19 protein-coding genes and 1 pseudogene are annotated in these 21,569 nt (G+C 71.6%); 13 read left to right on the top strand and 7 right to left on the bottom strand.

Annotated features, from left to right (window positions below):
• Nucleotides 1-80: 80 nt before the first annotated feature.
• Nucleotides 81-611: a GNAT family N-acetyltransferase gene (locus IE255_RS01580; protein WP_190048268.1), complete on the bottom strand. Its 531-nt coding sequence runs from the start codon at nt 609-611 to the stop codon at nt 81-83.
• Between the two features lie 59 nt (nt 612-670).
• Nucleotides 671-1,078 (bottom strand): MerR family transcriptional regulator, encoded by a 408-nt coding sequence (locus IE255_RS01575; RefSeq protein ID WP_190048267.1) that lies wholly within the window; start codon nt 1,076-1,078, stop codon nt 671-673.
• 48 nt (nt 1,079-1,126) lie between these two features.
• On the opposite strand from IE255_RS01575, the gene IE255_RS01570 reads away from it, so the two are divergent.
• Together IE255_RS01570 and IE255_RS38980 are read left to right on the top strand one after the other, a co-directional pair.
• On the top strand, nt 1,127-2,017 hold the full coding sequence (locus tag IE255_RS01570; RefSeq protein ID WP_190048266.1) for an NAD(P)-dependent oxidoreductase: 891 nt from the start codon (nt 1,127-1,129) through the stop codon (nt 2,015-2,017).
• A gap of 4 nt (nt 2,018-2,021) precedes the next feature.
• Nucleotides 2,022-2,360: pseudogene (locus IE255_RS38980) on the top strand (hypothetical protein); the annotation flags it as partial.
• Here IE255_RS38980 and IE255_RS01565 read toward each other — a convergent pair.
• From IE255_RS01565 to IE255_RS01555, 3 genes are read right to left on the bottom strand one after another with little or no spacing between them, the layout of a single operon-like run.
• Nucleotides 2,281-3,078 (bottom strand): sugar phosphate isomerase/epimerase family protein, encoded by a 798-nt coding sequence (locus IE255_RS01565; protein WP_190049307.1) that lies wholly within the window; start codon nt 3,076-3,078, stop codon nt 2,281-2,283. The pseudogene IE255_RS38980 and the gene IE255_RS01565 sit on opposite strands and share 80 nt — an antisense overlap.
• A 35-nt stretch (nt 3,079-3,113) precedes the next feature.
• Entirely contained in the window at nt 3,114-4,268 is a 1,155-nt protein-coding gene (locus IE255_RS01560) for a dihydrodipicolinate synthase family protein (protein ID WP_190048265.1), read from the bottom strand.
• Nucleotides 4,265-5,416: a Gfo/Idh/MocA family protein gene (locus IE255_RS01555; RefSeq protein ID WP_190048264.1), complete on the bottom strand. Its 1,152-nt coding sequence runs from the start codon at nt 5,414-5,416 to the stop codon at nt 4,265-4,267. The genes IE255_RS01560 and IE255_RS01555 overlap by 4 nt, the downstream gene beginning before the upstream one ends.
• 301 nt (nt 5,417-5,717) lie before the next feature.
• Here IE255_RS01555 and IE255_RS01550 point away from each other — a divergent pair, with 301 nt between their 5' ends.
• A complete protein-coding gene (locus IE255_RS01550) occupies nt 5,718-6,764 on the top strand; it encodes a LacI family DNA-binding transcriptional regulator (protein ID WP_190048263.1) in 1,047 nt (348 codons plus the stop codon).
• A gap of 62 nt (nt 6,765-6,826) precedes the next feature.
• Here IE255_RS01550 and IE255_RS01545 read toward each other — a convergent pair whose 3' ends face one another.
• Together IE255_RS01545 and IE255_RS01540 are read right to left on the bottom strand one after the other, a co-directional pair.
• Nucleotides 6,827-7,984 (bottom strand): serine/threonine-protein kinase, encoded by a 1,158-nt coding sequence (locus IE255_RS01545; RefSeq protein WP_190048262.1) that lies wholly within the window; start codon nt 7,982-7,984, stop codon nt 6,827-6,829.
• A complete protein-coding gene (locus IE255_RS01540; RefSeq protein WP_190048261.1) occupies nt 7,984-9,795 on the bottom strand; it encodes a hypothetical protein in 1,812 nt (603 codons plus the stop codon). The genes IE255_RS01545 and IE255_RS01540 overlap by 1 nt, the downstream gene beginning before the upstream one ends.
• 116 nt (nt 9,796-9,911) lie before the next feature.
• Between IE255_RS01540 and IE255_RS01535 the strand changes: the two genes are divergently transcribed.
• The 10 genes from IE255_RS01535 to IE255_RS01495 all read left to right on the top strand — a co-directional run bounded on the left by IE255_RS01535 (nt 9,912) and on the right by IE255_RS01495 (nt 21,484).
• Entirely contained in the window at nt 9,912-11,822 is a 1,911-nt protein-coding gene (locus IE255_RS01535; protein WP_190048260.1) for a P-loop ATPase, Sll1717 family, read from the top strand.
• 115 nt (nt 11,823-11,937) lie between these two features.
• Nucleotides 11,938-12,537 carry a dihydrofolate reductase family protein gene (locus IE255_RS01530; RefSeq protein ID WP_190048259.1) on the top strand — a complete coding sequence of 200 codons (600 nt, stop codon included), beginning with the start codon at nt 11,938-11,940 and terminating at the stop codon, nt 12,535-12,537.
• Between the two features lie 74 nt (nt 12,538-12,611).
• A complete protein-coding gene (locus tag IE255_RS01525) occupies nt 12,612-13,577 on the top strand; it encodes a bifunctional helix-turn-helix transcriptional regulator/GNAT family N-acetyltransferase (protein ID WP_190048258.1) in 966 nt (321 codons plus the stop codon).
• A gap of 11 nt (nt 13,578-13,588) precedes the next feature.
• The gene (locus IE255_RS01520) at nt 13,589-14,392 is read left to right on the top strand and encodes a sugar phosphate isomerase/epimerase family protein (RefSeq protein WP_190048257.1); all 804 of its coding nucleotides are present in this window, start codon (nt 13,589-13,591) and stop codon (nt 14,390-14,392) included.
• Between the two features lie 112 nt (nt 14,393-14,504).
• Nucleotides 14,505-14,663 carry a keywimysin-related RiPP gene (locus IE255_RS40285; protein ID WP_372487561.1) on the top strand — a complete coding sequence of 53 codons (159 nt, stop codon included), beginning with the start codon at nt 14,505-14,507 and terminating at the stop codon, nt 14,661-14,663.
• A 77-nt stretch (nt 14,664-14,740) separates the two neighbouring features.
• A complete protein-coding gene (locus IE255_RS01515; RefSeq protein WP_229906242.1) occupies nt 14,741-16,573 on the top strand; it encodes a lasso peptide isopeptide bond-forming cyclase in 1,833 nt (610 codons plus the stop codon).
• Nucleotides 16,574-16,589: 16 nt separating this feature from the next.
• On the top strand, nt 16,590-16,880 hold the full coding sequence (locus tag IE255_RS01510) for a lasso peptide biosynthesis PqqD family chaperone (protein WP_190048256.1): 291 nt from the start codon (nt 16,590-16,592) through the stop codon (nt 16,878-16,880).
• On the top strand, nt 16,877-17,368 hold the full coding sequence (locus tag IE255_RS01505; RefSeq protein ID WP_190048255.1) for a lasso peptide biosynthesis B2 protein: 492 nt from the start codon (nt 16,877-16,879) through the stop codon (nt 17,366-17,368). The genes IE255_RS01510 and IE255_RS01505 overlap by 4 nt, the downstream gene beginning before the upstream one ends.
• A 50-nt stretch (nt 17,369-17,418) precedes the next feature.
• A complete protein-coding gene (locus tag IE255_RS01500; RefSeq protein WP_190048254.1) occupies nt 17,419-19,197 on the top strand; it encodes an ABC transporter ATP-binding protein in 1,779 nt (592 codons plus the stop codon).
• A 379-nt stretch (nt 19,198-19,576) separates the two neighbouring features.
• Nucleotides 19,577-21,484 (top strand): glycoside hydrolase family 3 protein, encoded by a 1,908-nt coding sequence (locus IE255_RS01495; RefSeq protein WP_190048253.1) that lies wholly within the window; start codon nt 19,577-19,579, stop codon nt 21,482-21,484.
• Nucleotides 21,485-21,569 lie beyond the last annotated feature (85 nt).

Raw genomic sequence — 21,569 nt, 5'->3', positions numbered from 1 at the left:
CTCGGCTTTTCCCCTCCCGTCAGGAACCCCCGCGATCCCCCCGGATCCCCCTCCAGAAGTCCTGACACCAAGTACGACCCTCAAAGTGCGGGAAGGGTTGCGCCGTCGGGTAAGAATTTCTTACTCAATACGCGAGTGAGGCCGCCGTCGTCCTCCTCGATGTCCCTGACGTGCGTGAATCCGTTCCTGGCCAGCAGGCGCAGTGAGGCCTCGTTCTCCGCGGCGACCGTGGCGTGCACCTCGGTGAGCCCGAGGGTCCCGAAGCCGTACGTCACGAGCGCCTCGGCCAGTTCCGTCCCGAGCCCGCTGCCCCAGGCCTCCGGGGACAGGGCGTAGATGATCTCGTGTCCCCGGACTTCTTCTGTCCGCTTGATCTCCGCGTGCCCGATCAGCCGCCCGTCGCGCCGGACCGCCCACACGTCGAACAGGTCCTGCGCGTACACCTTGCTGAAGATCCGCCCGAACAGGGCCCGGTCGTCGGCCTCGGAAACAGGGCCGTCCCCCATCCACCGGGAGACCCGGGTGTCCTGGAACAGGGCGACGAAGTCGTCCTCGTCGTCCGGGGTGTAGGGGGTCAGGAGGAGGCGGGGGGTGCGCAGGGTCGGGGACATGGTGGGGACGGTAGTCAGACGGGACATGGGGCGGCAACGGAGTTAGGGCCGCGGCTCGCTCACGCGGAGACGGCCTCCACGCCGGCGTCGTCGAAGGGCGGATACCTCTCGTCACCCATGCGCTGCGCCGCCTCGATGTATCCGGCGAGAGCGTCGCGGGACCGGGCGAGCCGTTGTATCTGGTCGTCCAGCCGCCGCAGCCGTGACTGCATCGCGTCGAGCAGTTCCGGGCAGCCGAGCAGGGTCGGGGCCTCCCCGTCCGCGCAGGGCAGCAGGTACGCGATGTCCTCGGAGGACAGGCCGGCGCCGAGGAGGTGCCGGATCTGCTTCACCCGGAGCACGGCCGTCTCGTCGTACTCGCGGTAGCCGTTCGCGCCGCGGTCCGCCTCCAGCAGCCCCTGGGCCTCGTAGTAGCGCAGCTGGTGGGCGTTGACGCCCGTCCGCCGGCTCAGTTCCCCGATCCGCATCGAATCCCCCTTGACCTTCACACCGGTATCAACGTTGACGATGCTGCCATGGAAGAGGACAACACACCCCGAACACCCGTTTCTGTCATCGGACTTGGGCTGATGGGCCAGGCACTCGCCGGTGCGTTCCTGAAGGCCGGGCACCCGACGACCGTGTGGAACCGGACGGCGTCCAAGGCCGACCGGCTGGTGGCCGAGGGCGCGCGGCGCGCGCGCTCGGTCGGCGACGCGATCGGGGCGGGCTCCCTGACCGTCGTCTGCCTCACCGACTACCCGGCCGTGCGCGAACTGCTCGACGCGGACGGTGTCGACCTCGACGGCGCGATGCTGGTCAACCTGACCTCGGGCGACTCCGCCCAGGCCCGGGAGGCCGCCCGCTGGGCCGAGCGGCGAGGCGCCCGGTACCTGGACGGCGCCATCATGGCCGTCCCGCCGGCGATCGGGACCGCCGAGGCGATGATCCTGCACAGCGGGGCGCAGGCGGACTTCGAGGCGCACGCGTCCGCGCTCGGCGCGCTCGGCACCGTCACCTACCTCGGCGCGGACCACGGGCTCGCGTCCCTCTACGACGTCGCCGGTCTGGCCATGATGTGGAGCGTCCTGAACGCCTGGCTCCAGGGCACCGCACTGCTCAGGACGGCCGGTGTCGACGCCGGGACCTTCGCGCCGTTCGCCCGGCAGATCGCCGCCGGGGTGGCCGAGTGGCTGCCGGGTTACGCCGAGCAGATCGACAGCGGCTCCTTCCCGGCCGAGGTGTCGGCCCTGGAGACCGACGCGCGCGCGATGGCACACCTGATCGAGGAGAGCGAGGCGGTGGGGGTCAACGCCGAACTGCCGAGGCTGATCAAGGCGATGGCCGACCGCGCGATCGCCGCCGGGCACGGCAAGGAGCAGTACCCGGTGCTGATCGAGGAGTTCGGCAAGCCCGCCGGCGACTGACCGCGCCTCGACGGTGGCCCCCTTCTCCCTCCTGGTGCCGGTCTTCGGGATGTCGTCGGCGGCGCTGTTCCTGGACGAGCCGGTGGGTCCGCTGCGGTGGTGCGCGGCGGCGCTGCTGGTGGGCGGGGTCGCGCTGACGTCCCTGGCGCCGGTGCCGCGCCTCGGGGGCACCCGCGTCCGGAGCAGCGTGGGCGCGGTCCCGGAGACGGCCGCTGCCCCGCCCCCGTTCCGGGGCGGGGCAGCGGGCGTGGTTCAGCGCCGGATCACCGGGTGTGCTCGACGAACCTGGCCGCCGTCTCGGCCAGGACCTCCTGGCCGTCCCGGGCCCACAACCCGTCGTTGAACAGTTCGACCTCGATGGCGCCGGTGTAGCCGGCCGCCTCCACGTAGCCCTGCCACTCCCGCATGTCGATCGCGCCGTCGCCGATCTGGCCGCGGCCGGTCAGCACGCCCTCCGGGAGGGGCGTCGTCCAGTCGGCGAGCTGGAAGGTGTGGATGCGGCCGCCCTCGCCCGCCCGGGCGATCTGCGCGGGGGCCGTGTCGTCCCACCAGATGTGGTACGTGTCGACCGTGACGCCGACCTGGTGCGCCGGGAAGCGTTCCGCCAGGTCGAGGGCCTGGGCCAGTGTCGACACCACGCAGCGGTCCGAGGCGTACATGGGGTGCAGCGGCTCGATCGCGAGGCGCACGCCGTGCCGCTCCGCGTACGGGCCCAGCTCCGCCAGCGCGTCGGCGATGCGCTCCCGCGCCCCGTGCAGGTCCTTGGAGCCCGCCGGAAGGCCGCCCGAGACCAGGACCAGGGTGTCCGTGCCGAGCGTCGCCGCCTCGTCGATCGCCCGGCGGTTGTCGGCCAGGGCCGCGGCCCGCTCCTTCGGCTCGATCGCCGTGAAGAAGCCGCCCCGGCACAACGTCGTCACTGTCAGACCCGCGTCCCGGACCAGCTTCGCCGTGGCCTCCAGGCCGTAGGACTGCACAGGTTCGCGCCACAGGCCGACGTTGCGGATGCCCAGCCGGCCGCAGCCGTCCACCAGGTCCGGCATCGACAGCTGCTTCACCGTCATCTGGTTGATGGAGAAACGGTCCAGCCCGGACGTGCTCACTGGTTCACCCCGTACAGGCTCAGCAGGGTCTTCATGCGCTCCTCCGCCAGCTTCGGGTCGGGGAACAGGCCGAGGCCGTCGGCGAGTTCGTAGGCCTTCGCGAAGTGCGGGAGGGAGCGGGCCGACTGGAGGCCGCCGACCATCGTGAAGTGGGACTGGTGGCCCGCGAGCCAGGCGAGGAAGACCACGCCCGTCTTGTAGAAGCGGGTGGGGGTCTGGAAGAGGTGGCGGGAGAGTTCGACCGTGGGGTCCAGCAGGTCCCGGAAGCCCTGCACATTCCCGGTGTCCAGGACCCGGACGGCCTCCGCCGCCAGCGGGCCCAGCGGGTCGAAGATGCCGAGCAGGGCGTGGCTGAAGCCCTTCTCGTCGCCCGCGATCAGCTCCGGGTAGTTGAAGTCGTCGCCCGTGTAGCAGCGCACGCCCTGCGGCAGCCGGCGGCGAAGGTCGATCTCGCGCTGGGCGTCCAGGAGGGAGATCTTGATGCCGTCGACCTTGTCCGGGTGCGCCGAGATCACCTCCAGGAAGGTGTCCGTCGCCGCGTCCAGGTCGGACGAGCCCCAGTAGCCCTCCAGCGCCGGGTCGAACATCGGGCCGAGCCAGTGCAGGATGACCGGCTCGGTGGACTGGCGCAGCAGCCTGCCGTAGATCTCCAGATACTCCTCCGGGCCCCTGGCGGCGGCCGCGAGCGCCCGGGAGGCCATGAGGATGGGCTGGACGCCGTGCTCCTCCGCCAGCGCGAGCTGCTCCTCGTACGCCGACGCGACCTCCTCCAGGGAGGCGGGACCGAGGAGCTGGTCGGTGCCGACACCGCACGCGATACGGCCGCCGACCGCCTTCGCCTCCCTTGCCGAACGACCGATCAGCTCCGCCGCGCCCGCCCAGTCCAGGCCCATGCCGCGCTGGGCGGTGTCCATGGCCTCGGCGACACCCAGCCCGTGCGACCACAGGTGGCGGCGGAAGGCGAGGGTGGCGTCCCAGTCGACGGCGGCGGGCGAGTCGGGGGACACGTCCGCGTACGGGTCGGCGACGACGTGCGCCGCCGAGAAGACCGTGCGGGAGGTGAAGGGCGTGCCGGGCGTCATGGCGAGGGGCTCGGTGCGGGGCTCGTAGGTCCGCAGCGCCCCGCCGCTGTCCGGGAGTCGGATGGTCATAGCGAGATCTCCGGTACGTCGAGGCGGCGGCCCTCGGCCGAGGACTTCAGGCCCAGCTCGGCGAGCTGGACGCCGCGGGCACCGGCCAGCAGGTCCCAGTGGTAGGGGGCGTCGGCGTAGACGTGCTTGAGGAACAGCTCCCACTGGGCCTTGAAGCCGTTGTCGAACTCGGCGTTGTCCGGCACCTCCTGCCACTGGTCGCGGAAGACCTCCGTGGCGGGGATGTCCGGGTTCCAGACCGGCTTGGGGGTGGCGCTGCGGTGCTGCACGCGGCAGTTCCTGAGCCCCGCGACCGCGGAGCCCTCGGTGCCGTCGACCTGGAACTCCACCAGCTCGTCGCGGTTGACGCGGACCGCCCAGGAGGAGTTGATCTGGGCGATGGCGCCGCCGTCGAGCTCGAAGATGCCGTAGGCGGCGTCGTCGGCCGTCGCGTCGTACGGCTTGCCGTTCTCGTCCCAGCGCTGCGGGATGTGGGTGGTGGCGATGGCCTGGACGGACTTCACCCGGCCGAACAGCTCGTGCAGCACGTACTCCCAGTGCGGGAACATGTCGACGACGATGCCGCCGCCGTCCTCGGCCCGGTAGTTCCAGGACGGGCGCTGGGCGGCCTGCCAGTCGCCCTCGAAGACCCAGTAGCCGAACTCGCCGCGCACGGACAGGATCCGGCCGAAGAAGCCGCCGTCGATGAGGCGCTTGAGCTTGAGCAGGCCGGGGAGGAAGAGCTTGTCCTGGACGACGCCGTGCTTGATGCCGGCCTCGTTCGCCAGGCGGGCCAGGTCGAGTGCGCCGTCCAGGCCCGTCGCCGTCGGCTTCTCGGTGTAGATGTGCTTGCCTGCGGCGATGGCCCTCTTCAGCGCCTCCTCGCGGGCGGAGGTGACCTGCGCGTCGAAGTAGATGTCCACCGACTCGTCGGCGAGGACCGCGTCCAGGTCGGTCGAGACGTGCTCCAGGCCGTGCTGCTCGGCCAGGGCCTTGAGCGCGTGCTCGCGGCGGCCGACCAGGATCGGCTCGGGCCACAGCACGGTGCCGTCGCCGAGGTCGAGGCCGCCCTGCTCACGGAGGGCGAGGATGGAGCGGACCAGGTGCTGGCGATAGCCCATGCGCCCGGTCACGCCGTTCATGGCGATACGCACCGTCTTGCGTGTCACGTCGTTCCCTTCGTACGCGGTCGTCGCGCCGCGTACGCCCCACCCGTCACCGGTGAGCCGGTGAGCCACCCATGGACTGGTGAGCGTTACAGCAAGCGCTTTCTATATACGGAGAAGCTAGCCTCTGAACCGCGGTCCGGACAAGACCGTGACCAGGACGAGTTGTTCGAGGGGGCGAACAACCGGGGGTCGGGGGCTTAAGGTCTGCTCAAACCATGGCCATAGGTCCGTCGGAACCATGGTCATAGGTATGGGTGTGTAGGAGGGCGGACGACGAGATGCGCGACCGGAGGACGACGAGATGACGGTGACCCTGGCGGACGTGGCGGCCCGCGCACAGGTCTCCCCCGCGACGGTGTCGCGCGTGCTGAACGGGAACTACCCCGTGGCCGCCTCCACCCGCGAGCGGGTGCTGAAGGCCGTGGACGAGCTGGACTACGTGCTCAACGGGCCCGCGAGCGCCCTGGCCGCCGCCACGTCCGACCTGGTCGGGATCCTGGTGAACGACATCGCCGACCCGTTCTTCGGGATCATGGCGAGCGCGATCCAGGCCGAGATCGGGGGGCCGGGCGGCCGTGCGGGCGGGGAGAGACTCGCGGTGGTCTGCAACACGGGCGGGTCGCCGGAGCGGGAGCTGACGTATCTGACGCTGCTGCAGCGGCAGCGGGCGGCGGCCGTGGTGCTGACCGGCGGGGCGATCGAGGACGCGGCGCACCAGGCGGCGATGGACGCGAAGGTGCGGAAGCTGGCGGACGCCGGGACGCGGGTGGTGCTGTGCGGGCGGCCGCCGGCGCCGGATACCGGGGCGATCGCGCTGACCTTCGACAACCGCGGGGGCGGGCAGGAGCTGACCGAGCACCTGATCGGGCTCGGGCACCGGCGGCTCGGGTACATCGCGGGTCCCGAGGAGCGGACCACCACCCGGCACCGGCTGGAGGGACACCGGGCCGCGCTGGCCGCGCACGGCATCGAGGAGGACCCCCGCTGGACGGTGCACGGGCGCTACGACCGCCGCTCCGGCTACGAGGCGACGCTGGAACTGCTGCGACGGGACCCGTCGCTGACGGCGGTCGTCGCGGCGAACGACTCCGTCGCGCTGGGGGCGTGCGCGGCGCTCCGGGACTCCGGGCTGCGGATTCCGGAGGATGTGTCGGTGGCGGGGTTCGACGATCTGCCGTTCAGCATCGACGCGGTGCCTTCGCTGACGACGGTGCGGTTGCCGTTGGCGGAGGCCGGGGCCCGGGCCGGGCGGATCGCCATGGGGCGGGAGGAGGCGCCGCCCGGGGGGATCGCGTCGGTGCGGGGGGAGTTGATGGTGCGGGGGTCCTCCGGGGTGCCGCGGAGTTGAGGCTTGCCTCGCCCTCACGCGCCCGAACGCCTCGTGCCACGGGCGACGAAAGGGCCCGTCGGTCAAGAAGGTGATGCGATCCACCGGGCCATGGCGTCGAAGGCGTCCAAGGCCCGGCGGTCGGTCGGGCCGAAGATGCGCTTGCAGTCCTCGCCGAGGCTTTCGAAGCGGTCGGCCGCACCGCGGGAGTCCCCGGACTCCCCCGTCAGTTCGGCCAGCTCGAAGCGCGCTTCAATGACCACCGGATGGCTTTCATCGTGCTGCGTCCGGAGTATACGGATGCGCCGCTCCAGCTCCTGAATACGCTCGACGTAGTCCGTGTTCACGTGAAACGCGTCCAGCGGCACGAGCTGCCCAGAGCCGTCCGCGCCGGCATCGGGCGTGTGCTCGGCCTGCCGGATGCGGCGAATGACCGCTCGTGCGTGTTGCGGCCGCTGCTCGGGGTTCTTGGCCAAGAGGTGCATGACCAGCTCGCTCAGCGTCTCCGGGATGCCCCGGCGAACTCTGAGGGGCGGTACGGGAGTCTGGCGCAGGTGCATGAAGCCGACGGACATGATGTCACCGTCACGGGTGTCGAACGGCGGGCTCCCGGTCAGCATCTCGTACATGACACAGCCGAGCGAATAAAGATCGCTGAGGTGGTCGCCGGGCTGGCCGTCCCACCGTTCCGGCGCCGCGTACTGCCACGTGGCACCGGCGCCGCGTGTTTCGGACATGTCGAGCAGACGCGCCAGCCCGAAGTCGACGATCTTCACGTGGCCGCGTTCGTTGATCATGATGTTGGCCGGCTTGACGTCTCGGTGCACGACCTCGACCTCGGTCGCGTCCGAGAGTCCCTCACAGATCTGTACGGACCAACGCACCGTCTGTTCCAGGGTCAGGGAGACGCCATGACCCATGTACATGTCGAGGGACTTCCCGTCGACGTAGTCCATCACGAGATAGACCTGTCCGTCCTCCTCTCCCCGGTCACGGAGGGCGACGACGTAGGGACTTTCGATCCGCGCCATCGACTGCCACTCCTTCTCGAATCGCGCCCGCATCTCCACGGTGAGCGCCGTCCTGCGATGGCGTTGTCGTATGCGGTCCATGTCGAGCAATTTGATCGCGACGGGTTTGTCGAGCTTCCGGTCGAGGGCCAGCCACACGTGGCCCATGCCACCCTTGCCGAGACGACGGTCCAGGCTGTAGCGGCCATCGCCGAGGATGCGCCCGCCCATCACGCCTCCACCTCCCGCTCCCGGCCCGGGTGCCACTCGTCCAGAAGGTCCGCAGACCGTAGCCCATGCCGCCAGTCGTCAAGCAGGTTCTCCAATTCCCCGACCGCCCGCGTGAGCGCGTACGCCGCGTTCGCCCGCTGACGCTCGCCCGCCTCCCGCAGACTGCGTCTGCGCAGCGGTGCGTGCGCCACGCCTCCCAGGGCCGCCAGGCTGCACACCACTGTCAGAACGACGAGCACGACAGAGAAAGGCCCTGTGACCGCATACCAGGTGTGGGCACCCATGCAGACCGCGGCGAGTGCGGCGGCTGTCGCCGTCATGGTCCAGGCCGGTCCGATCGACTCGATCTGCCTGCGCGTCCGGCGCTCCACGTGCCGGACCAGGTGGTCCGCGGCCGCGATCGCGTCGAAGGACGAGGAAGAGTCCGTGGGGTACGCGCACGACCAGCCCTCCACCGAGAGTGTGATCTCAGGGGGAATCAGCGCGCGTGATGTCCGGGCCATCGACGCGGCCGACGCCCGGACGCTCTCCCAGACGCTGATGAGAGCCAGCTTCCGTGCCGCGGTCCCCAGCCCTAGGAACTCGGGTTCGAAGACCGCCCGCGCCAGGAGGGTGACGAAGTCCAGTCGCTCCTTGTCCTGCCCGCCCTCATCGACCGCTGCCGCAGCGGCCTCGGCATCACCGTCGTGCTTGATCAGCGCACGCAACCGGATCATACGCTCGCGGTGTTCCGCCTCGTCCGGTTCGAGCTGGTCGATCAGGTGGTCCAGGGCGCTGTCCGTGTAGCGGCCCTTGCCCGCCGGCAGGTCAACGACCTTCGGGAAGGACCTCAGATAGTCCAGTGTGCCGTCGAGTGCCGTGGCGGTCCGCCAGCCGTTCTCCAGTGCGGGCCACTCCAACCCCGTCAGTTCCCGCAGGGCCGCGAAGCGGCCGGGGGACGGATCCTCACCGAACTCCATCAGGCGGCCGGCCCAGGGGGCGAGGTGAGGGCTCGTCGCGGGCCCCGGTACGGCTTGGAACGCTGTCCGGTCCTCGCGGAACCAGCGTGCCATGGCCTCACGGGCGTAGGTGTAGGCCTCATGGCCGAGTTCGGCGTTGGCGACGGCCTCGAGCACTACCCCGAACTCCGGACCCAGTTCGTCGCGGTTGAGTGAGTTCAGATAGCGGTCCATCCAAGCCGCGGCTTCACTCTGCCGGCCGAGACTCGAACAGGTGAGGGCAAAGAACAGTTGCGACTTGGCCGAGTCGAGAAAGAACGCGTGTGCGGTCGCTCTGGAGGCTCTCACGGTGTCACCGGTGTGCCGGGCCGCCAGCGCCATGATCGCCGGAGCCAGCCAGAATGTCGGCTCGACGAGGAACTGCTCACGGACACATGCCTCGATGGTGTCCTTGTCGACCAGCCCACTGTCCACCGCCTGAAACGTCATGGTGCGGGTGAGGCCACGCGCCAGACCGCGCACCCGCTCGCGCTGAGCAAAGTCCGCCTTCCATTCGACGGTCAACCGAGTCAGTTCGGCGTGCGCGTTGACAACGACCTGGTCCCTGCCGTACCGCTCCACAAAGTCGTTCAGCACATCCTGACTTGCCGTCACGGCGTTCTGCACTGTGTGAACCGCGTCGCCCACCGCCGACAGCGCCTGAACCATCTGGTCGTGCTTGCCTCGCAGCGTCGTCAACGCGACATGCAGCGCCGTGATGTCAGCACGCGCGGCCGACACATCGGCGCGCAGGGAGGACAGATCAGTAGTCGCGGTGGTCAGGTCGGTGCGCAGCGGCTCCAGTAACGCATCTATGTCCCACTGTTCGCCCATGGTGCCCCCCGAGGTCCTACGGCCCGAACGTGGCCGATCCGAGGACAGGCCACCACCAATTCCCCTACTCTTCCTGCCTGGTCGGCAATCTATGCATCGCCAAGGGGGAGGGCGTCATGGCGCAGGGGACAAGTGCGGTGAGCCGACTGTTCTTCGGCCGGGACGATGCTGAGCACGACATGGCGGACGGGCGTCTGGCCGGGGTCTTCCTGCACACCTACGCCTACCGAGAGGCCCTCTCCGGGCGCAAGTCCCTGATCATCGGCCGCAAGGGAGCGGGCAAGAGCGCGATCTGCCGGCAGTTGGGGACCGCGGACGGCCACTCCGGCACAACGGTCCTCATCACTCCGGACGATGCCGCCGGCGATGAGATCCGGCGATTCGAGCTCCAGGGCGTCTCCAGTGATACCGCCAAGTCGCTGATCTGGCGTTACGTGTTCGCCGTGCATGCGGCTCGGCATCTGTGCGAGCACGCGCGTACGGCCCACGGCTGGCGCGCTCGCTCCTCTGTCAAAGCGCTGCGCAACTTCCTGGAGGCCAACGACGAGACGGGCGAGGAGCACCTCTACGACAGGCTCCGCCGCGGGACTCGACGCCTCCAGTCGGCAGACCTTTCGCTCAAGGCGTTCGGCATCGAGGCCGGAGTGGGCCTGAACGGGGCCTCGGAAGGCGCTCGCGCCAGTCGGCAGCTGGAAGTCCTGGAGAGCGGTGTGGCCGCGGCCTTGGGCGACCTGGGATGCGCAGCAGCGCATCCTCCGCTGCTCTTCCTGGTGGATCAGCTCGAACAGGTATGGACGGTGGATCCCGACAGCCATGCCCTGGTCGCCGGCTTGCTGCTGGCGAGCAAGCAGGTCACGGGACAGTACGGCGGCGCCGTGCGCTGCACGGTCTTCATCCGGGCGGACATTTACGACACGCTCAACTTCGGTGAGGCAGACAAGTTCCGCAGCGACGAGTTGCGCATCGCCTGGAACCCGGAGGAACTGGCTGATCTCGCCCTGACCAGGGCAGCGGCCGCACTGGGCACGGCCGAGCTCGCTCCCGAGCAGTTGTGGGGAGAGGTCTTCCCCCGGACGGTGTCCGGCGAGCCGACGGTCGAGTACCTGTTCCGGCGTGCGCTTCCCCGCCCCAGAGACCTGATCCAGTTCCTCAATGCCTGCCGGGACGCCGCTGACCAGCGAGGCAACCAGCGGATCGCCGAGGAGGACGTGCTCCTCGCCACCGAGCAGTTCTCCCGCTGGAAGCTCACTGACCTGGCGAGGGAGTACGCGGTGACGCACCCCTTCCTGAGTCAGCTGTTCCTGCTGTTCGACAACCACGGCTACGTCGTGATGCTGCCGGCACTCGAGACGCGGTTCGAGCCCCACCGTGAACGACTGCACCAAGAGTTCACCGACTACGCCGATCGTCTCACCGTCCAGGGAGTGGTCGACGTCCTGTTCGGCATCGGCTTCCTCGGTGTCAAGCGAGGCCACAAGGTCGTTTACTCGGACAGTGCGCAGATGCCTCCACAACTCGGTGAGGAAGAGTTCCATGTGCACCCGTGCTTCAGGCCGGCGCTGGGCAACATCGGTCCGGTGGATCTGACCGCGTACAGCCCGCACAGGGTTCGAGCGATCAGCGGCGGCAGCAATCAACTCGTGATCCAGGCGGGCGGGGACATCTCGTTGGGTGTGAGTCGCGACTCACGCCTGCTGGACGATGTCACCCGGGCATGTGAGAGGCTGCTCCGCCAGTTGATGCGGGCGGAGCTGCAGGACGACATGCGGAACGAGGTGGAGGCACAGATCGGCCGTGTTCTGGACGACACCCGCCGCGCCCGAGAGGACTTGCGGGGCGGACGTGCCATAGAGGTGACTCGTCACGTGCTCAGCGCCTCGGGCTACTTCGGTCGCCTGGCCGTGCAACTCGGTGACCACGTCAGGGACGAGCCGATCACCCGTCGCCTGGAGGACGAGGCCCGGGCCCTGATCCGGTCGGCCGGTGGTGCCGTCGGTGGTGGCAGCGGATCGGATTCGGCTCCCTGACATCAGTCCGTCCCTGCGTGGCTCCCCGGGGGGCGATGACTTTCGCGTCGTACGCCGGTCTGTAGTGGCGAATCGAGTGTCCTCATCGCCCGAGCGAGAAAGCGGAGTGAGTCCCATGCGCATCGTCATCACCGAGTTCATCAGCCTGGACGGCGTCGTGCAGGCCCCGGGCGGGCCGCAGGAGGACACCGACGGGGGGTTCGCGCACGGCGGCTGGTCGCACCCGTACTTCGACGAGGAGGTGCTGGGCGGCGCCTTCGACGCGGGGCTGGACAGAGCCGGGGCGCTGCTGTTCGGGCGGCGGACGTGGCAGACCATGGCGGCGGCCTGGCCGGAGCGGGACGGGGACCCGTTCGCGGACCGGATGAACTCGCTGAAGAAGTACGTCGTCTCCAGCACGCTCGGCGAGTCCGACCTGACCTGGAACAACTCCTCGCTCATCCCCGGCGACCAGGCCGTCGCCCGGATCCGGGAGCTGCGTGAGAGCGAGGGCGGCGACCTCGCGATGATGGGCAGCCCGACGCTCGCGCGGACGCTGCTGTCCGAGGGCCTGGTCGACGAGCTCCAGCTCATCGTCATGCCGGTGCTCCTCGGCGGCGGCAAGACGATCTTCCCCCGGGACGGGGCGCAGCGTCCGATGGAGCTGGTCTCGACGACCACCGCCAAGACCGGCGCGCAGGTGTGCGTGTACCGGCCGGCGGCGACGGAGGGCTAGCACCGGCGTCCTGGGCGGCATACGCTCGACCCATCGGCATCTCTGACTGAGTCAGGTATCGGAGGTCGAGGGCCATGACCGTCCAGGACATCCGCTCCTTCAACCGCTTCTACACGAACGTCATCGGCGCCCTCGACTACGGGCGGCAGCTCTACGCCCCGTACACCCTCACCGAGTCCCGGGTGATCTACGAGCTGGCCCACGCGCCGCGTACCGACGCCGCCGACCTGCGGGCCCAACTGCACCTGGACGCCGGGTACCTGAGCCGCATCCTGAACAGGTTCGAGGAGGACGGGCTGGTCGAGCGCGGGCCGTCCGAGACGGACCCGCGCCGCCGCCGTATCACGCTCACCGCACGCGGCCGGGAGGCCGCCGCGCTCCTCGACGAGCGGGCGCGGGAGTCGGTCGCGGCGCTGCTGGACACGGTGCGGGCGGAGGACCGGCCGCGGCTCGCGGAGGCGATGCGGACCGTCCGGGAGATCCTGGACGCCGGCCGCGCCCCGCGCCCGGAGGACGTCGTCCTGCGCGAGCCCGCCCCGGGCGACCTCGGCTGGATCGTGCAGCGCAACGCCGCGCTGTACGCCGCCGAGTACGGCTGGAACGCCGACTACGAGGGCCTGGTCGCGAGGATCGTCGCCGACTACGCCGAGGACCACGATCCGCACCTGGAGCGGACGTGGATCGCCGAGCTGGACGGGCGGCCGGTGGGGTGCGTGATGTGCGTACGGGACGACGCGCCGGGGGCCGCCCGGCTCCGGCTGCTGCTCGTCGAGCCGGACGCGCGCGGGCTCGGCATCGGCGACCGGCTGGTGAAGGCCGTCGTCGGCTTCGCCCGTGACGTCGGCTACCGCGAGGTCGTCCTGTGGACCAACGACGTCCTCACGGCGGCCCGCCGCATCTACCAGCGCCACGGTTTCGTGCTGGTCGCGGAGAAGCCCCACCGTTCCTTCGGACAGGACCTGACCGGCCAGGACTGGCGACTGGATCTTCACGCAACACCCGACCGACGAAAGGGAGTCGCGGGCGGGGGTGCCGGGTAGGGTCCGTCCACATGAAGCTCGCGTTCTCCACCCTCGGTGTCCCCGGCCTGCCCCTGCCCGACGTGCTGCGGCTCGCGAGCGCGCACGGCTATCACGGCGTCGAGTTGCGCACCCACCCCGAGGAACCGGTCCACACCGACCTCGACCCGGCTCAGCGGGCCGAGGTGGCGGCCGAGTTCAAGGGGGCGGGCGTAGAGATCCTGGGCCTGGCGGGCTACGCGCGGGTCGCCGCGCCGGGCGACGACGAACCCGTCCTGGCCGAGATCCGCGCCCTCCTCGACCTGGCCCACGACCTCGGCGCCCCGTACATCCGGGTCTTCCCCGGCGGCGACCTGGACGTCCAGACCCCGCAGGAGGCCGACGCGACGGCCGCCCGCCGGCTGGGCACGGCCGCCGAACACGCCACCGACCTCGGCGTGCGCATCCTCCTCGAAACCCACGACTCGCACCGCACGGCCGCCGACGCGATGCGCGTCCTCGGCCTGGTCGGCCACCGCCAGGTCGGCGCCCTCTGGGACGTCATGCACACCTGGCTGGGCGGCGAGCAGCCGTCGGAGACCTACGCGGCCCTCTCTCCCCACCTCGGCTACGTCCAGATCAAGGACATCGCCTCCGCCGAGGACACCACCCCGCTGCCCCTCGGCGCGGGCGTCCTGCCGCTGGCCGAGTGCGTGGAGGTCCTCTCCCGGCACGGCTGGGACGGCTGGCTGTGCTGGGAGTACGAGAAGCGGTGGTACGAGTCCGCGGCCCCGCTGCCGGACCTGCTCGGGGCGGGGCGGGAGCACTTGAGCAGGCTGCTGAACGAATCGGCGTGAAAAGCATTCCGTCTGCTGCCGCCGTCAACAATTGAACAGGAACGGCAGTTCTCGGCTCAAGTGGGCAATTCGGCCGTCAAAGTCTAGGCTGGGAAGAGAAGTTGGAACGTGAATGCCGCGTTTCATCGGCACCCGAAAACACCGGAGGACCGAATACGGAAAGGGGGTGCATGAAATGCGTGCGTACGAGCGTCCGACGCTGACCGCGGTCGGCACTTTCCGCGCCACCGGCCTGGCACCAACAGAGGGCCCGAACGGATCATCCGTCTGAGGTTCAGCCTGTGACGCATCGGTTGTTCCCCTAGCTTCCCCCAGGGGAACGGGCCCGGGAGCGAGGAGGGCGTCCGCGTGGACCGTTTCGCCGACTCCGACGCACTCCCGGGCTGGTTCGTGGTTCTACCGGACTGCGCCGACGCCGCCCCGGTCGGCGCCGCCCTGCGCCGCTGCGCCGTGCGGGAGGTGAGCCATTCCTCGGGGCGACCCTGGCTGCTCGGCCGCTGGGACGACGGGGCCCTGACCGTCGGTGCGGCCGGGCCCTCCCGCGTCGCGGTGCTCGGTGAGCACGCCGTCGCCGCCGGGGAACTGAGCGCGGTCGCCGGGCGGTTGCGGTCCGTCGCCGACTGCGACGGACCGGCCGGCTCGTTCGCCGGGAGTTTCCATCTGGTCGCCTCCGTCGGCGGCCGCGTTCGTGTGCAGGGCAGCGTCACGGGGCTGCGGCCCGTCTTCCACGCCCGTGTCGGGGACGCGGTGGTGGCCGGTGATCGGGCCGATGTCCTCGCCCGGCTGCTCGGGGCGCGGATCGACGAGCGGCAACTGGCGGTCCGGCTGCTGAACTCGTTCGCGCTGCATCCGGTGGCGGGACAGCCCGTGTGGCACGGCGTACAGGTGCTGCCGGGCGGCCACTTCCTGCTGCTCGACGGGGACGGCCGGGAGCGGCAGGCCCCGTTCTGGAGCCCGCCCGAGCCGGTCGTGCCGATGGCCGAGGGCGCCGCGAGACTGCGGGAGGCGCTGGGCGCCGCCGTGGCGGCCCGGGTCCGGGGCCGCCGGCTGGTGAGCTGTGACCTGGGCGGGCTGGACTCGACCTCCGTGTGCTGTCTGGCGGCCGGCGGGAGCGCGCGGGTCGTCGCCTACACCGCCGACGGCCGCGACCCCATGAGCGACGACGCGACCTGGGCCCGCCGCACCGTGGCCGGGCTGGACGGCGTCGAGCACCATGTCCTCGCCGGGGACGAGGTGCCGTTGGTGTACGACGGCCTGGGCGAGGCGGACGACCTGTTCGACGAGCCGTGTCCGGCCGTCGTCCACCGCGGCGGATGGCTGGTGATCCCGCGGTCCGCGGCGGCGCGCGGCTCACGGCTGCATCTGACCGGGTTCGGCGGGGACGAGCTGCTCGCCGGTTCGCCGGCGCATCTGCACGCGCTGCTGCGCAGCCGTCCACGGGTGGCGTGGCAGCGGGTGCGGGGGTTCGCCGCCCAGCGCCCGTGGTCGTACCGGCAGACGCTGCGGCAGCTGCGGGACGGCAGCCCCTACCGGGCCTGGCTCGCCCGCGTCGCCGAGCAGCTCACCGCCGTACCGCCCCCGGAGGACACCCCGACCCTGGACTGGGGGATGCCGCCGCGGCTGCCCCCGTGGGCGTCGCCGGACGCCGTCGCGGCCGTGCGGGACGTGATCCGCGACGCGGCCCGGACGGCGGAGCCGCTGGCCGCCACGCGCGGGCAGCACGTCGAGCTGGAGGCGATGCGGAGCACCTCCCGGATGGTCCGGCAGCTGGGGCAGATGGCCGCGCGGTTCGGGGTGTCCCTCGCCGCCCCGTACTACGACGACCGGGTCGTCGAGGCGGGCCTGGCGGTGCGGCCGCAGGACCGGGTCACGCCCTGGCGGTACAAGCCGCTGATCGTCGAGGCCATGCGGGGCGTGGTGCCCGAGGAGAGCCTGGCCCGCCACACCAAGGACGAGGGCTCGCACGACGTGGAGGCCGGGCTGCGGGAGAACCGGGCCGAGCTGCTCGCGCTGTGCGAGGACTCGCGGCTGGCCCGGCTGGGCCTGGTCGACGCCGACGCCCTGCGCGAGGTCTGCCGCCGTCCGCTGCCCCCGTCGCTCCAGTTCGACGCCCTGTACCGGACGGTGGCGTGCGAGCTCTGGCTGCGCACGCTCCGGGGCGCAGCGGCCGTACCGTCCTGAGCCCGAGGGAGACGTCATGACGCTGAAGCTGCGTGCGGGTGTGTACACCGCCGAGACCGACTACGGGATCGCGCTGCTGGACGAGGACCGCGACCAGTACTGGACCCTCAATCCCACCGCCGCCGTGGTCGTCCGGGCGCTGCTGGACGGCAGGGGCGCCGAGGAGGCCGTGCGGGAGCTCACCGCCGAGTACGAGGTGGACGCCGACAGCGCCGGGCGGGACGTCCGGGAGCTGATCGGCGAGCTGCGGGCGGCGGGCCTGGTGGAGGAGGACACGCGGCACGGGGTGCGCGGGCGGTCGTCATGAGCTCGCCGGAGGTCGTCGCGCACGATCCGCGCTCGGTGCCGCTGCGGCGGCGGCTGGTTGTACGACTGGTGGTGGCTGCCGCGCGGCTGCTGGCCACCCGGCGGCCCCGGCGCGTGCGGACCGTGCTGGACCGGCTCAGCCGGGGTGCCCGCCCGGCCACCGTCGAGCAGACGCGGGCGGCCCGGGACGCCGTGGTCGCCGTCAGCCTGGCGTGCGCGGGGCGGGAGGGCTGCCTGCCCCGGTCCCTGGCCACGGCCCTGCTGTGCCGCCTGCACGGCCGGTGGCCCACCTGGTGCGTGGGGGCCCGGCGCCTGCCGCCCTTCGGCGCGCACGCCTGGGTGGAGGCGGAGGGGGTGCCGGTGGGCGAGGAGTACCCGCCCGGCTACTTCCGGCCGCTGTTCACCGTGCCGTGCGCGGGGGACGGGGGGCGGGACGGGTCGGCGGTGCGTGCCGGACGGGCGGCGGACGCCGGGTCCGGTCAGCCGTGAGGGCCGGACATGAAGCGGACGCCGGGTCCGGTAAGGACTGAGTGCCCGACATGAAGCGGCAAACCGCGGGTGACCGGGTGGGCCCCCGGGCCGTGCTGCGCCTGCTGCGCGGGCACCGCAGGCGGGTCGCCCTCGCGGTGCTGCTGACGCTGGGCGCGTCGGCGCTCGGTCTCGCCCAGCCGCTGCTGGTGCGACGGGTGATCGAGTCGGCCGCGTCCGGGAGCACGATCGGGCCGGTCGTCGTCCTCCTCGTGGTGTTCTTCCTGGCCCAGGCGCTGGTGCAGGGCCTCGCCCAGTACGTGCTGGCCCGCACCGGCGAGGGTGTCGTGCTGGGCATCCGGCTGGGGCTGATCCGGCATGTGCTGCGGCTGCCCATGGCCTCCTACGACCGGCACCGCGTCGGCGACCTGATCTCCCGCGTCAGCACCGACAGCACCACGCTGCGGCTGCTGGTCGCCGAGGGGTTCACGGACGCGGTGACCGGGGGGATCGGGCTGGCCGGGGTCGTGGCGCTGATGATCTGGCTGGACTGGACGCTGTTCCTCGTCGTACTGGCGGTGGTGACGCTGGGCACGGTGCTGGTCGCCTCGGTGCTGCGCGGCATCGCGTCCGCGTCCCTGGCCACCCAGCAGGCCACGGGTGCGATGACCGCCGACCTGGAACGGGCGCTCGGCGCCATCCGCACCGTCCGGGCCAGCCGCGCCGAGCAGCGCGAGTCGGAGCGCATCGGCGGCGGGGCCAGGTCGGCGTACGCGGGCAGCGTGCGGATGGCGAAGCTGGACGCGGTGGTGGCACCCGCCGTCGAACTGGCCGTGAAGGGGTCGTTCGTCGTCGTGCTGCTGATCGGCGGTCTGCGGGTCGCCGACCGGCAGGGATCGCTGGCGGACCTGGCCGCCTTCCTGCTGTACATGATCTATCTGGTGGGCCCGATCGGGACCGTGTTCCAGTCCGTCAGCACCATGCAACAGGGCGTGGGCGCCTACCGCCGGATCACGGAGGTGCTGTCCCTGCCCACCGAGCGGGACACGGCGCCCCGGCGGCCGGCGCCCTCTCGCGACGGCGCCGCCCGGCCTCCCCTGCTGGCCTTCCGGGACGTCTGGTTCGGCTACGAACCGGCCCGGCCCGTCCTGCGCGGGGTGTCCTTCGAGGTGCCCGAGCACGCCCATGTCGCCCTGATCGGCAGCTCCGGCGTCGGCAAGTCCACCGTCTTCGCGCTCGTCGAGCGGTTCTACGACCCCGACCGCGGCCGGATCGAGTTCGACGGCCGGGACGTACGGGCGGTGGGCCGCGCGGCGCACCGGGCCCGGGTCGGCCTGGTGGAGCAGCAGGCTCCGGTGCTGTACGGCACGCTGCGGGAGAACCTGACGTACGCCGTCCCCGACGCCACGCCCGAGGAGGTGGAGCGGGTCGTCGGCATGGTGCACCTCACGGATCTGGTGGCCCGGCTGCCGCACGGCCTGGAGACCGACGCCGGGGAGCACGGCACGGCGCTGTCCGGCGGGGAGCGCCAGCGGATCGCCATCGCCCGCTCCCTGCTGGCCCGGCCCCGGCTGCTGCTGCTGGACGAGCCGACCGCGCACCTGGACGCCGTCAGCGAGGCGGCGCTGCGCCGGTCGATCCGCGACGCCTCGGCGGAGTGCACGCTGCTGGTGATCGCCCACCGCATGTCGACGATCCGCGCCGCGGACCTGGTCCTCGTCCTCGACGAGGGCCGGATCGTCGCCACCGGCAGCCACGCCCGGCTGGCCGCCACCAGCGAGCACTACCGGCGCCTCGTCCACACCCAGCAGCCCGGGGACGCCGACGCGTCCCGCGCGGGGGCCGGGTGAGCGGTGGCCGAAATCAGCGGCTCGGCAACCCCGTTGAGCCCCTGGCGCATCGCGCGTACCGATTTCCGTGAATCCGGGCCGAGTCGGGAACCCGTGCCGGACCCGGATCGTCCAATCCGAGGCCGCCGGGGAGTCACCTCGGTGCGGTGTCGGCCCTCGCTGCTGGCTGCGATCGCTGACCACCCTCTCCGCCGTACCGCGGCCGGCGGCACCACCGCCATCGGCGCGCCCCCCTCCAACCGCGCCGGTGGCGGCCACTCGTTGGTTACTGTGCATTCCCTTGACTGGCAGAAACTTCCCGGTTATTGGTGACCTCCTGGAAGTTTCCTTCAGATTTCCTTCAGCGGATCCGAGCGGATCACCTCCGGAAGGAGCCCACGTGCACGACACCGGCACGGGAAGCACGGAAAGCACGGGAAGCACGGGAAGCACCGCACAGCCCTCCAGACGTACCGTCCTCGCCGCCACCGCGGGCGTCACCGCCGCCCTGGCCGCCGCCGGGCCCGCGTACGCCGCCGACGCCCCGGACGACCGCCTGCTCCGCGGCCTCGTCTCCCGCATGACGCTGGAGGAGAAGGTCGGGCAGCTCTTCGTGATGCGGGTCTACGGCCACTCCGCCACCGCCCCCGACCAGGCCGACATCGACGCCAACCTCAAGGAGATCGGGGTCCGTACGGCCGCCGAGCTGGTCGCGAAGTACCGGGTCGGCGGCATCATCTACTTCGCCTGGGCGCACAACACCCGCGAGCCGCACCAGATCGCGGCCCTGTCCGACGGCATCCAGCAGGCCTCTCTCGACCTGCCGCGCGGGCTGCCCGTGCTGATCTCCACCGACCAGGAGCACGGGATCGTGGCGCGGGTGGGCAGGCCCGCGACGCTGTTCCCGGGCGCCATGGCGATCGGGGCGGGCGGGTCGCGGTCCGACGCGCGCGCCCTCGGCCGCATCGCCGGGCGCGAGTTGCGGGCGATGGGGATCCGGCAGGACTACTCCCCCGTGGCCGACGTGAACGTCAACCCGGCCAACCCGGTCATCGGCGTCCGCTCCTTCGGCGCCGACCCGCGGGCGGTGGCCGCGCTGGTGGCCGCCGAGGTCGCCGGGTACCAGGGGTCCGGGGTCGCCGCGACCGCCAAGCACTTCCCCGGGCACGGGGACACCAACGTCGACAGCCACACCGGCTTCCCCACCATCACGCACAGCCGGGAGCTGTGGGAGAAGCTGGACGCACCGCCGTTCCGGGCCGCGATCGCCGCCGGCATCGACTCCATCATGACCGCGCACCTGATGGTCCCGGCCCTGGACGACTCCGGCGACCCGGCCACCCTCTCCCGCCCCATCCTCACCGGCATCCTGCGCGAGCAGCTCGGCTACGACGGGGTCGTGGTCACCGACTCCCTCGGCATGGAGGGCGTACGCACCAAGTACGGCGACGACCGGGTGCCGGTGCTCGCCCTGAAGGCGGGCGTGGACCAGCTCCTCAACCCGCCCGACCTGGACCTCGCCTGGAACGCCGTCCTGACCGCCGTGCGCGGCGGTGAGCTGACCGAGGCCCGGCTCGACGCGTCGGTCCTGCGGATCCTGCGGCTCAAGGCGAAGCTCGGGCTGTTCCGCTCGCCGTACGTCGGCCAGGACGGCGTCGACCGGAACGTCGGGACCCGGGCGCATCTGGCGGCGGCCGACCGGATCGCCGAGCGGACGACCACGCTGCTCGTCAACGAGGGGCGGCTGCTGCCGCTGTCCCGGCGGCGGTACCCCAAGGTGCTCGTGGTCGGGGCCGATCCGGCCTCGCCGTCGGGGACGACCGGGCCGCCCACGGGCGTGCTCGCGGGCGCGCTGACCGAACTGGGCTTCACCGCCACCGCCCTGCCGACGGGCACGGCACCCTCCGCCGCGACCATCGCCCGGGCCGTCGCGGCGGCGCGGGACGCGGACGCGGTCGTGGCCGCCACCTACAACGTCACGGCGAGCAGCAGCCAGAAGGCACTGGTCGAGCAGCTCGCGGCGACCGGGAGGCCGGTCGTGGCGGTCGCGATCCGCAACCCGTACGACGTGGCCCAGCTGCCGTCCGCCGCGGCCTGCCTGGCCGCCTACTCCTGGACCGACGTCGAACTGCGGGCCGCCGCACGGGTGATCGCGGGACGGGTGGAGCCACGCGGGAAGCTGCCGGTGGCGGTGCGGCGGGCGGATGATCCGGAGCAGGTGCTGTACCCCATCGGCTACGGACTGTCGTACCAGCCGTACGCCAGGGACCGGGCGCACCACCCCCAAGGTGCGCAAACCGCCCCGTGACCCTGGCGTGCGCCCCTCCGGAGAGTCACGCTGGGCCCGGGCCTGTCGTTTGTGATCTGAACGACGGGCCTGGGCACTCGGGGGG

Source organism: Streptomyces lomondensis (assembly GCF_014651035.1).
Classification (GTDB): Bacteria; Actinomycetota; Actinomycetes; order Streptomycetales; family Streptomycetaceae; genus Streptomyces; species Streptomyces lomondensis.
The sequence above is the reverse complement of the archived record's forward strand: the minus strand, read 5'-3'. Positions and strand labels throughout refer to the sequence as shown.